The organism is Novosphingobium sediminis (assembly GCF_007991615.1).
Taxonomy (GTDB): domain Bacteria; phylum Pseudomonadota; class Alphaproteobacteria; order Sphingomonadales; family Sphingomonadaceae; genus Novosphingobium; species Novosphingobium sediminis.
On sequence record NZ_BJYR01000014.1, the window covers coordinates 69238 to 80288 of the forward strand.

The window sequence follows — 11051 nt, forward strand, 5'->3', positions numbered from 1 at the left end:
TCGGAAAAATGGCGGAATTCCGCCATTCTCTGGACAATTGCGGAGCCATGTGGAAGCTTGGGAAGGGGCCAATGGTGCCCGGGGACGGAGTCGAACCGCCGACACCGTGATTTTCAGTCACGTGCTCTACCAACTGAGCTACCCGGGCATCGTTTCGACAGGCCAGCAATGGGCCTGTGCGCGTTGGAAGCGCGCCTATGGCGAAGGCTTGGCGGCTTGTCCAGCCCCTTGATGACGAAATCGCCCCAGCCCGCACCTCTCCCGGCGCTAGTCCATATCGCCTTCCGGATCGTGCACCGGACCGGGCAGGGTGTAGCCCTCCTCCAGCCAGTTGACGAGGTCGCGGTCGCGGCAGCGCGCGGAGCAGAACGGGGTGTATTCGGCCACGCGCGGCTTGCGGCAGATCGGGCACTTGCGGATGGGCGGAGCGGGTGTGGTCATGCCGCAATTGCCTGCGCGAAGGTTGCGGCGGGCGCAAGCCCTGCGTCTTCGTGCCATTGCAGGCGGCGACCCGTGCGGCGAGCGAGTTCCGCCTCCCATTCGGGACGCATCGCGCGGCGCACGGCGGGATGGGCTGTGAGCAGCAGCGTGCCCGGCTCACCCACGCGCTCGGCCTGCCGCAGCAAGCGGCGCGCGGCGGCGGCGGCGGGCGCCCGTGCAAACCGCGCGACGAGCGATGGACGCTCCAGCCGCGCGACAAGTTGGACCAGGCCGAAGCCGTTCATGCCGGTGCGTTCGCCCTGCCAGCCCGCCGCCTCAAGCGCGGCCACCAGCGCATCATCAACCGCGCGGCGCTGCGCCTTTTCCGCGAGCGAGGGGAAATCGATCCCGACCGATCCGCCAATGTCGAACCGCCGCAGCACCTGCGCAATCGCGGGCACTGCCGCCAGCGCCAGCGCGGGCAAGGGCGGCGGGCCGTCGACGTCGATCAGCGTCATCGCGGGTGTCGGGCTGACCACAAGGCTGCCCCCGCCAAAGGCCACTTCCCCCGTAAGCGCTTCCCCCACGAGATCGTCCCACCCGGCTTCGGCAAAGGCGCTGCCATGCACCGGCACACGGCGCACCGGATGCGGCCCACCGGCCAGTTCCTCCAGCAAAGTTGGTGCCGGGCGAGGCTCCTCTCCCGCTGCCGGGCGGACTTGCGGCAGCTTGGTGCGGCCCTTCTCGGCGATGGCAGAGCGCGTCACGCGCACCATCACGGCACGCCCCTCGGTCAGCGCAGGATCGAACCCCTCGCCCAGTGCCTCGCTGCCATCGGGCAGACGCACCACCGCGCGGCGAGTGCCCGGGATGCGGCTCACGAGCCGTGCTTCGGCCACCGCGCCCGCGCGCCATGGTTCATCCCACACCACGCGCGCGGCCAGAATTTCGCTTTCACCCACAAGGATCGCGCGCTCTTCGCCGATCCCCTGCTCAACCAACCATTCTGGCAGCCGCTCAGGCAATCGAAAGCCCCGCCGCGCGCAGCAATCGGCGCGTTTCGTAGAGCGGCAGGCCAACGACGCCCGAATGGCTACCCGCCAGCCAAGTGCAGAAACCCTCGGCGCTGCCCTGAATGGCATAGCCGCCCGCCTTGCCGTGCCACTCGCCGCCGGCGATATAGGCCTCGATCTCGGCCTGCTCGAGCCGCTTGAAGCGCACGATCGTCTCGCTCAGCGCCTCGCGCAGCGTGCCATCGGGCGAAATCACGGCGATGGCCGAGAACACGCGGTGGCGGCGGCCCGAAAGCAGCGCAAGGCACTTGCGCGCAGTCGCCTCGTCCTCTGCCTTGGGAAGGATGCGCCGCCCGACGCCGACCACCGTATCGCCCGCCAGAATCACCGCTTCAGGCGCCAGCGCCGCGGCGGCGCGCGCCTTCCCCGCGGCAAGGCGCACTGCATGGGCGCGCGGCAGTTCGCCGGGCAGCGCGCTCTCGTCGATGTCGGTGGCAAGAATGCGGGGCTCGGTCACCCCGAGCCGGGCGAGCAATTCGCGGCGGCGCGGGCTGGCCGAGGCCAGCACCAGCGCAGGGCTTGCGGAAACCGGCGGCACCGCCGACGGCGATGAGCCTGAAAGCAGCTTAGAAACCGCCAGGCCCCGAACGGCCGGGCATGAAGCGGTAGGTGATGCGCCCCTTGGTCAGGTCATAGGGCGTCAGCTCGACCAGAACCTCGTCGCCCACCAGCACGCGGATGCGGTTCTTGCGCATCTTGCCGGCGGTGTGGCCCAGGATTTCGTGCTCGTTCTCCAGCTTCACGCGGAACATCGCGTTGGGCAGCAGTTCGACCACCTGGCCGCGCATCTCGAGGAGTTCTTCTTTCGCCATAGGCGGGGTCGTCTGCCTTTATCGCTTGGGGTGCATCCACGCATTGCGGGCGCAAAAAGCGCCCTTGGGCCGCGCGCATAGCGATCTCGGCGCAAAAAGAAAAGCGCGAAGGCAATTGCTGCGCTGCGACAAATTGATACGAAAGGGTCATTGTCGGACGCATGGAGCCCAACCTAGGACCGTCACGGGGGCAGCAACCTAGCAACCGGGCCGGAAATCCCGACTCGCCAACAGGATACGTTCGATGGCTCTGCCGCAAAGCTCCGCCGCGCTGGCGCTCGCCCTGCTGCCCTTCCCCGCGCTGGCCGCGGCCGAGCCGCAAGCCGCGTCTGCCCAGCCCACCGAGGCAGAAGCACCGGGCACCACCGGCGGCATCGATGCCGATGGCGATATCGTTGTCGTCGCCACCCGCGTACGCGGCGAAGTGGAGACCGCTGTCCCGCCGATCGTCACGCTCGGCGAAGAGGATATCGCGGCCTATGGCGCCGGTTCGCTCCAGTCGTTGCTCGCAGCTCTCGCGCCGCAGACGGGTTCCGGGCGCGGGCGCGGCGATGGTTCGCCATCGGTCCTGCTCAATGGCCTGCGCATCGCCAGTTTCCGCGAAATCCGCTCGATCCCGCCCGAGGCGATCAAGCGCGTCGAAGTGCTGCCAGAGGAAGTCTCGCTCAAATATGGCTTCCGGCCAGATCAGCGCGTCGTCAACTTCATCCTCAAGGACAAGTTCCGCAGCTTCGGCACCGAAACCGAGGCCAAGCTCCCCGGTGCTGGCGGTTTCAGCGATCTCAGCGAGGAAGTCACGCTCACCCGGATCGACAAGGCCAGCCGGCTCAACCTCACCGGGACGCTCGAACGCCGCTCACCACTGACCGAGGCGGAGCGCGGCATCGTCCAGCCCGCGATCAGCGGCGCGCAGACCGGCCTGATCGATCCGAAGCAAGGCGATTACCGCACCCTCCTCGCCGATGCGCGCAGCGCCATCGTCAATGGCACCTGGGCCAAATCGCTCGGCACCGGCTCCTCGCTCACGCTCAACGGCCTCGTCCAGCGCAACGACAACCGCAGCCTCAACGGGCTCAACTCGGTAGTGCTGACGGCGCCCGATGGCAGTCTCGTCCAGCGCTCCACCCTGCTGCCCGCACCGCTTGCCAGCCGCACCGTGGCCGATACCTATTCCGCAGGCGCCACGCTAAATCTTCCGGTCGGCGCGTGGCAGCTGGCGTGGACGGCGGACGGCACGCATGTAGACACCACCACCACGATCGATGCCCGCGCCGATCTCTCCGGGCTGCAGACGCTGGTCGATCAGGGCACGCTTTCCCCCTTCGGCACGCTCCCGGCCGATGCGATCCTGCCCACGCCGCAGGGCATTGCGCGCAGCAAGTCGGATACCGCGACCACGCTTGCCACTGTCACCGGAACGCCGCTGCGCCTGCCCGGCGGCCAGACCGCGCTTACGCTCAAGGCGGGGTTTGCCTACAATGGCCTACGCTCCTCGGATTCCCGCCAGCTTGGCACCCCGGCCAACCTCAGGCGCGGCGATGCGCAGGCGGGCTTCAGCCTCGATCTGCCGATCACCAGCCGCCGCGAAAACTTCGGCAGCAAGCTTGGCGACATTTCGCTCAACGTGAATGCCGAAGTGCACAACGTGTCCGATTTCGGCAGCCTCACGGCATGGGGCGCGGGCGTGACCTGGGGCGTCACCCCCAAGCTGACCTTCGCCGCGAACTACGTCGCCAGCGAGAAGGCGCCGGGCCTGTCCGATCTCGGCGCGCCGATCACCATCACCACCGGCGTGGCGCTCTATGATTTCACGCTGGGGACCAGTGTCCTCGCCAACGTCATCACCGGCGGCAATCCCGCGCTCAAGAAGGAGCGCCAGCGCGACATCAAGCTTTCAGCCAACTGGGATCTGCCCATCGGCAAGGAATCCGCGCTGCTGCTCGAATATTTCCGCAACCGTTCGCTCGATACGACGAGCGCCTTCCCGCTGCTCACGCCCGATGTCGAGGCCGCCTTCCCCGGCCGCGTCACCCGCGATGGTGCCGGCCGCATCGTCAGCGTGGACCAGCGCGCGGTGACGTTTGCCGAAACCACCGGCTCACGCCTGCGCGCCAGCCTCAATTTCGGCGGCCCCTTCGGCAAGCCCGATCCCAATGCCCGGCGCAGCGCCTTCGCCGGAATGCGCAGGCCCGGCGGCGGCGGACCGGGCGGAAGCGGCCCGCGTCCCAGCGGCGGTGGCGGCAGGGGCCCCGGCGGCGACGGGCGCGGCCACTGGAACCTCAGCCTCGCCTACACGCAGGAGCTCGACGAGACCGCGCGGATCGTCCCCGGCGGGCGCGTGCTCGATCTCCTGAACGGCGATGCCCTGTCCGGTGCCGGTATCTCGCGCAGCAGCGCAACGCTTGAAGGCGGCGGCTTCTACCGCGGCTTCGGCCTGCGCATTTCAGGCACGTATGCCAGCGGCACCCATGTCGACAGCTCCGGCGTACCGGGCGCGTCTCGTCTCGATTTCGGCGATCTCGCCACCTTGAACGTGCGCGGCTTCATTGATCTTGGCCGCATGCCAAAGCTCGTCAGCCGCGCGCAGTTCTTCAAGGGCACGCGCATCGCCATCGGCGTCAACAACCTGTTCGATACCGTCCAGAAAGTGACCGACCAGACCGGCGCCACACCGCTGCGCTACCAGCGCGGCTACCTCAATCCGGAAGGCCGCGTCTTCAGCATCGAACTGCGGAAGCAGTTTTGATCGGGCAGTGCTGCGCTTCAGGTAGAGGAACGCGGGCGGGACCATCCCTGAAGCGGGCTGCGGCCGTGCCGCCGCGTATGCGCGGCTTCCTGGTTGGCACGGGCATCGGCGTGGTGCCGCACATTGACAACGTCATGCAGCGGCAGCGGTTCCTCGAACTGGATGCCGAAGCGCGCGCCTTGCGACCAGATCACGGAGCCGAACACATCCAGCCCTTCAGCGCAAAGCACCACGCCTGCGCCGACGCTGGGTAGACGGCCCGCGAGCGTCACCCGCGCGCCGGCCTGCGAGAGATCATCGAGCAGACAGTTTTCCTTCCCGTGCAACAAATGCACGGTCGCCGGAATATAGAGCCGCACGCGGGGACTCGCGCGGCGTCCGGTGATGCGGGCCGTCGGGATGATCTGCTTGGAAACAAGTGCGCTCATGATGCGCGCGTTTGTGCACCCGAACAGTTTAGGCAACCATTGATACGGCACTAGCAGGATTCCCCTATAGGCTGCGCGCCGCGCGGGGATATCTGCCTGCCGCCCCTCCCCAAGCCCTGCCCGAGCGACTATCTGAGACCGGGCCATGGCGCGCCGCAATCCCCCTCCTCCGCCCGATAGCCACTCCGGCCCGCAAGTGCCGGAGCCGCTGCTGCCGCAGGCCTCTGAGCGGTTCAACGAGGACAAGGCGACCTCCACCGTCCGTGGCTCGGACCAGCCGGATATCGAACGCGGCGTCGCCGCTATCCGCGAAGTCGTCGCCACGCTGAAGCCCAAGCCCGGCGTCTACCGCATGCAGGATGCGCGCGGCGATGTGCTCTATGTCGGCAAGGCCCGCGCGCTGAGGAACCGTGTCGCCAATTACACGCAAGTCGATCGCCTGCCCCAGCGGCTGAAACGCATGGTCAGCCAGACGCGCTCGATGACCATCGTGACGACCAATTCCGAGGCCGAGGCGCTGCTGCTCGAAGCGCAGCTGATCAAGCGCTATCGCCCGCCCTACAACGTGCTGCTGCGCGATGATAAATCGTTTCCGTTCATCCTGCTGCGCGCCGATCACGCCTTCCCGCGCATCCAGAAACATCGCGGCGCGCGCCGCGCCAAGGGCAACTACTACGGCCCCTTCGCCAGCGCCGGCTCGGTCAACACCACGATCAACGCGCTGCAGAAGCTCTTCCTGCTTCGCAGCTGCAACGATGGCTACATGTCGCGCCGGGATCGGCCCTGCCTGCTCTATCAGATCAAGCGCTGCTCGGCCCCGTGCGTCGACCGCATCAGCGAGGACGACTACGCCGAACTCGTGCGGCAGGCGAAGGACTTCCTCGGCGGCAAGTCCGGCGCGGTGCAGAAGGAGATAGAGGCGCAGATGAGCGCCGCCGCCGAAGCGCTCGACTACGAACGCGCCGCCATGCTGCGGGATCGCCTGCGCGCCGCCACCTTCATTCAGGGCAGTCAGGCGGTGAATGCCGAAGGCGTCGGCAATGCCGACGTGTTCGCCATGGCCAGCAAGGGCGGCCAGATCGGCATCCAGGCCTTCTTCATTCGCGGCGGCCAGAACTGGGGCCACCGCGCTTTCTTCCCCGGCCATACCGAGGGGCTGGAGGAGCACGAAGTCATGACCAGCTTCCTCGCCCAGTTCTACGAGGAAGTCCCCCCGCCGCGCCTGATCCTCGTTGACCGGGACCTCCCCGAAGCCGATCTCCTTTCCGAAGCGCTGCACGGCGCGGCGGGCGGCAAGGTCGAGATCTCGGTCCCCCAGCGCGGTGATCGCCGCCGTCTGATGGAGCAGGCCCAGCGCAACGCGGTCGAAGCGCTCGAGCGCCGTCTCGCCGAAAGCGGCACCAAGGCGCGCACCTGGCGCGAGATGGCCGAATTCCTCGAACTCGGCGAAGCGCCGCAGCGGGTGGAAGTCTACGACAACTCCCACGTGCAAGGCGCCCATGCCCTCGGCGCGATGATCGTCGCGGGGCCGGAAGGCTTCATGACCGGCCAGTACCGCAAGTGGAACATCAAGACTGCGCAGACCAACGACGATTTCGGGATGATGCGCGAAGTGTTCCAGCGCCGCTTTGCGAAAGCGCAGGACGACGACCCGGACCGCGAAGCCGGCATGTGGCCCGATCTAGTCCTCATCGATGGCGGCAAGGGCCAGCTTTCAGCCGCGCGCGAAACCTTGGAAGCCATGGGGATCGAAGACGTCACCCTCATCGGCATCGCCAAGGGCCCGCACCATGGACGCGAGGGGCGCGAGGTGTTCCACTTCATGGACGGGCGCGAAAAGATGCTCCCCGTGAACTCGCCGGTCCTCTTCCACCTCCAGCGCCTGCGTGATGAAGTGCACCGCTTCGCCATCGGCGCGCACCGCGCCAAGCGCAGCCGCGCGATCACCGCCAGCCCGCTCGACGAAGTCCCCGGCATCGGCCCAGCCCGCAAGCGCGCGCTGCTGCTCCACTTCGGCACTGCCAGCAAAGTCCGCGCCGCCAGCCTCGAAGACCTCCAGCGCGCCCCGGGCGTCAGCGCCGCCGTCGCGCAGTCCGTCTACGATTTCTACCACCCCGGCGCGTAAATCCCGCCGGAACGTGGTCATCAGCGGGTTAACCGCAAGCCTTGGGTGGTCGTCCACCATTGATTTCTAACCTCGCGCCTCAGGGAGAATGCCAAACAGGGTGACGAGGCGTGCAGCGTGCCGTCGCCCGATAATGGGGAGCACACGATGCGCACGAACCGCTCTGGATTGATCGTCCGGCCCCTGATCGCCCGGCCCCTGGTCGCCGCCGCGCTGATCGCGCTGGCAACCGCGCCGGCCGCTGCGCAAGACGCCGCGCCGATCGCAGCAGCGCCAATCCCCAACGGCGTCGGATCGGCATTCGAGCTTACCTTCTGGCAGTCCGTTACCGGCAGCGAGGATCCCGCAAGCTACGAAGCCTATCTCGCGCGCTATCCTGATGGCACGTTCAGCGGCCTCGCCCGCGCGCGCATCGCGGCGATCCAGCGCTCGATGGCCATGCAGCCCGCCACGGCGCCCGCGCCCGCTGCTACCCCCGCACCGCCCCCGGCCCCCATGCCGCAGCCCGTGCCAGCCGTGCTGACCGCGCCGCCATCAGCCGCGCCGCTTGCGCCCACCCCGGCCGCTGCCCCAGTTGTAGTTGCCGAGGCAGGCCCCTCGCCGATGGCCCGCCTCCTCGCGCAATTGCGCGCCGCGAACGGCGAACCGGCCGCTCAGCCTGCGGTTGCCGCAGCTCCCGTCCAGAGCGAAACCGCCACGAACCCCGGCCTTGCCGCGCCTGTGCCCGCGCCTGCGGTCTATGCCCCCGCCCCGGCTGCGCCAGCCGCCGCGCTCACCCCGGCTGCCACGCCTGCGGTCAGCTATGCCTCGGCCCGCCCGTTCCTCATGCCAGTGCCCGATGTCGCCCTGCCGGCCTATTTCTGCAGCAACGATGCGCGTAACCAGTTCCACAACAACGCCTATCGCCCGGCGGTCGAAGTGGCCACGCGCAACAACGAGGCGGCTGTCGCCTATCTCCGCCAGCTTCAGCAGACCTACGATCGCGGCCAGCTGGGCCGGGATACCGCTGTGCTAAACGCCATTGCCGCCGAAGCGCGCGCCTATCAGTCCGAAGCTGCACATGCCTATTCGGTTCAGGCCGCGCTGGTGCGCCAGTTCGATGCGATGATGGCAGTGCCGCTGCGCACGTGCGCGGCACCTGCCCAATAAGGAAACAGTCAGCTGCCAAGATCGCTCCATATCGGCTTAGAATCTTTACTCTCATGTGATAGGGGAGGTTACCTAACGCGGGCAGGCGGTAGAGAAACCGAGGGGCACGGTGGGGAAAAGGGCATCACAAGGGGGACACGTGCGCGGGCGGCATTGGCCAATGCGGTTTGCCGCTGCGTGCGCCATGTTGGCCTTGCCGCTGGCGACAGCAGCCGTCGCGCAGACTCCGGCAGCGACCGGGGTCGGCTCGCAGTTCGAGCTGACTTTCTGGCAGTCGGTCGAAAGCGGCAACGATGCCGCGCTTTACGAAGCCTACCTCGCACAGTATCCTAACGGCACGTTCGCGGCGGTCGCGCGGGTCAAACTGGCGAGATTGCGCCAGCTTGCGACCCCCGCTTCCACGCCAGCGCCCGTCGCCGTTCCGGTTACCGCACCTGCGCAGATCATTGCCCCTGCCCCCGCCGCGCCTGCACCCACTGCGGCACCGGCGCCCGCCCCGGCCCCAGTTCCAACTCTGGCCCCAACCCCAGCCCCCATCGTCACGGCTGCTGCTGCGCCGCCGGCTGCCAAGCCGGCACCAGCGCCCGCCGCCAAGCAGGTCCTTTCCGCCAAGGCCGCGCGGTTGGCCGCGCGTCCAGCACCGCAACTCGAAACAGTGCCAAAATCGGATCCTGATTCGGCGCCCTATGTCACTGCGGCTCTCCCGCCCGAGCCGGAACCCGAAAGCAGCGACGGCGATGCGCTGCGCCGCCTGCTCGGCGCGCTCGGTGATAGCCAGCGGGTCGGCTCGGCTTCGCCCGCACCGATCGTGGAAGTGGCCGATGTGGCCCAGACAGCAGCAGCGGCACCAGCGGCGGCAGCACCTGCGCCTGCCGCCCCGCTGGCCCTTCCGCCCGCGCCTGCTGCGGCCCCGGGGCTGTCACCGCCATTCGCCGCAGTGGCTACCGGTCGGATCGTCTCTGTTCCCGATGCGGCCAGGCTCTCGCTGACATCCACGCCCGCCACCGATCCGCACCCCATTGCCGTCGGTCCGCTGCCCCCGGGCTTTGCGCTGCCGCGCCGCCCGCAGCTCGCCGCGATCCCATTGCTCGCTTTTCCCGCCAGCTTCTGCTCAGCCGAGGCGCGCAACGCCTTCCACGATAGCTCCTATATCACGGCGGTGGAGGTCGCGAAGCGCAACAACGATGCGACCATCGCCTACATGCGCCAGTTGCAGGATCTCTACGACAGCAACCAGCTGACCGGCGATTCCAACTCGGTCAATGCCATTGCGGCCGAATCGCAGTCCTACAGCCCCGTCGCAGCCGCTGCCTTCACTGCCCAATCGACTCTGGTCAGCGCGTTCGGCACGCTGATGGCCGTGCCGATCAGGCCGTGTGAGGCCGCAAGGCAGCCGTGATCCGTCCCCGGCTTCTGCGCAGCGCCGGACTTGCCGGAGCGCTTGCGCTCGTGCTGGCCCCGGCGGTGGCAGAGGCGCAGGCCGCAGCAGCGGCCTGTCCCGATGCAGCGACCGTGCAGGCCGCCCGCCTCGTCGAATTCCAGACGATGATGATGGGCGTTGCCGTGCGCTGCCGCCATGTCGGTGTCCCGATCAGCGATCACCTCGACGGCATGAACAGCGCGCGCCGCACCATGTTCGCCAGCTCGCACGAGCGCGTCTCCACGTACCTGCGCAGCCTCAACACCAAGTTCGGCGCCGCCACCGGTGCGCCTCCCCCGCCCGCTCCTGCCGCAACCGCAGCCGCGCCGGCCAAGAAACTGCTCCCCGGCAGCAAGGCTCCCGCCGGAAAGACCCTCGCCAGCAAGGCACCAGCAGGCAAGCCAACAGCATTCAGGCGCGCTGGCGGCAAGGCGGCCCTCACCGCAAAGGCTTCCGCCACCGCGAACGACAACGCCTCACCACAAGACGTTGCAGCAGCCACCCCCGCGCCAAGGTCCGCCGCAATCGGCAAGGGACGCAAGGCCGCGCTCGGCGTGGTGGCTGCCGCCGAACCTGCGGCTCCCGCCAAGCCCGCCGCCAAGCTATCGCGCCGCACCGATCCCTATGACCGCTACCTCACGATGATCGGCAATCAGTACGGCGGCGGGATCACCACCTTGCAGCGCTGCAAGGCCTTCGATGCCATCGTGCTCTCGCTGGGCGACAAGACCAACACCGACCGCCTGCTGACGATGGTCTCCTCGTCATTGGTGCAGGCCACCCTGCTGGAGGCCATCGTCAACTGCCCGGCAGAGAAGAAGTAAGCCTCTTTTGCGAACCCCAAGGGGGTTCGAAGGCGGCACCGGCCCGCTCCCCCG

The 11051-nt window shown here is 68.1% G+C and carries 10 protein-coding genes and 1 tRNA gene; 5 read left to right on the forward strand and 6 right to left on the reverse strand.

The features are described from left to right. Positions 1 to 72 precede the first annotated feature (72 nt). From NSE01_RS11390 to infA, 5 genes are all read right to left on the reverse strand, one after another. Positions 73 to 148: transfer RNA gene (locus NSE01_RS11390), tRNA-Phe, on the reverse strand. Positions 149 to 267: 119 nt separating this feature from the next. Continuing rightward, positions 268 to 441 carry a DNA gyrase inhibitor YacG gene (locus NSE01_RS11395; protein ID WP_147159727.1) on the reverse strand — a complete coding sequence of 58 codons (174 nt, stop codon included), beginning with the start codon at positions 439 to 441 and terminating at the stop codon, positions 268 to 270. After that, complete coding sequence (locus tag NSE01_RS11400; RefSeq protein ID WP_307725983.1) at positions 438 to 1445, reverse strand: ribonuclease E/G; 1008 nt, start codon at positions 1443 to 1445, stop codon at positions 438 to 440. The genes NSE01_RS11395 and NSE01_RS11400 overlap by 4 nt, the downstream gene beginning before the upstream one ends. Next, the gene (locus tag NSE01_RS11405) at positions 1438 to 2031 is read right to left on the reverse strand and encodes a Maf family protein (protein ID WP_147159728.1); all 594 of its coding nucleotides are present in this window, start codon (positions 2029 to 2031) and stop codon (positions 1438 to 1440) included. The genes NSE01_RS11400 and NSE01_RS11405 overlap by 8 nt, the downstream gene beginning before the upstream one ends. Positions 2032 to 2059: 28 nt before the next feature. Continuing rightward, positions 2060 to 2305 carry a translation initiation factor IF-1 gene (infA, locus tag NSE01_RS11410; protein WP_054120758.1) on the reverse strand — a complete coding sequence of 82 codons (246 nt, stop codon included), beginning with the start codon at positions 2303 to 2305 and terminating at the stop codon, positions 2060 to 2062. Between the two features lie 244 nt (positions 2306 to 2549). Between infA and NSE01_RS11415 the strand changes: the two genes are divergently transcribed. Next, on the forward strand, positions 2550 to 5051 hold the full coding sequence (locus NSE01_RS11415) for a TonB-dependent receptor plug domain-containing protein (protein ID WP_147159729.1): 2502 nt from the start codon (positions 2550 to 2552) through the stop codon (positions 5049 to 5051). A gap of 17 nt (positions 5052 to 5068) precedes the next feature. On the opposite strand, the gene NSE01_RS11420 is transcribed toward NSE01_RS11415, so the two are convergent. Beyond that, the gene (locus NSE01_RS11420) at positions 5069 to 5479 is read right to left on the reverse strand and encodes a PilZ domain-containing protein (RefSeq protein ID WP_170233820.1); all 411 of its coding nucleotides are present in this window, start codon (positions 5477 to 5479) and stop codon (positions 5069 to 5071) included. Positions 5480 to 5624: 145 nt separating this feature from the next. Here NSE01_RS11420 and uvrC point away from each other — a divergent pair, with 145 nt between their 5' ends. From uvrC to NSE01_RS11440, 4 genes are all read left to right on the forward strand, one after another. Next, positions 5625 to 7604 (forward strand): excinuclease ABC subunit UvrC, encoded by a 1980-nt coding sequence (uvrC, locus tag NSE01_RS11425; RefSeq protein WP_147159731.1) that lies wholly within the window; start codon positions 5625 to 5627, stop codon positions 7602 to 7604. A gap of 147 nt (positions 7605 to 7751) precedes the next feature. After that, on the forward strand, positions 7752 to 8753 hold the full coding sequence (locus NSE01_RS11430) for a hypothetical protein (RefSeq protein WP_147159732.1): 1002 nt from the start codon (positions 7752 to 7754) through the stop codon (positions 8751 to 8753). Between the two features lie 160 nt (positions 8754 to 8913). Then, the gene (locus NSE01_RS11435; RefSeq protein ID WP_147159733.1) at positions 8914 to 10152 is read left to right on the forward strand and encodes a hypothetical protein; all 1239 of its coding nucleotides are present in this window, start codon (positions 8914 to 8916) and stop codon (positions 10150 to 10152) included. Next, positions 10149 to 10997 (forward strand): hypothetical protein, encoded by an 849-nt coding sequence (locus NSE01_RS11440; RefSeq protein ID WP_147159734.1) that lies wholly within the window; start codon positions 10149 to 10151, stop codon positions 10995 to 10997. Before NSE01_RS11435 ends, NSE01_RS11440 begins: the two co-directional genes overlap by 4 nt. The last annotated feature ends 54 nt before the right edge of the window (positions 10998 to 11051 follow it).

Bases quoted from the DNA above. Each gene is read 5' to 3' on its own strand.
- NSE01_RS11395 (WP_147159727.1), bottom strand. From the start codon at position 441: ATGACCACACCCGCTCCGCCCATCCGCAAGTGCCCGATCTGCCGCAAG.
- NSE01_RS11415 (WP_147159729.1), top strand. From the start codon at position 2,550: ATGGCTCTGCCGCAAAGCTCCGCCGCGCTGGCGCTCGCCCTGCTGCCC.
- NSE01_RS11420 (WP_170233820.1), bottom strand. From the start codon at position 5,479: ATGAGCGCACTTGTTTCCAAGCAGATCATCCCGACGGCCCGCATCACC.
- NSE01_RS11430 (WP_147159732.1), top strand. From the start codon at position 7,752: ATGCGCACGAACCGCTCTGGATTGATCGTCCGGCCCCTGATCGCCCGG.
- uvrC (WP_147159731.1), top strand. From the start codon at position 5,625: ATGGCGCGCCGCAATCCCCCTCCTCCGCCCGATAGCCACTCCGGCCCG.
- infA (WP_054120758.1), bottom strand. From the start codon at position 2,305: ATGGCGAAAGAAGAACTCCTCGAGATGCGCGGCCAGGTGGTCGAACTG.
- NSE01_RS11435 (WP_147159733.1), top strand. From the start codon at position 8,914: ATGCGGTTTGCCGCTGCGTGCGCCATGTTGGCCTTGCCGCTGGCGACA.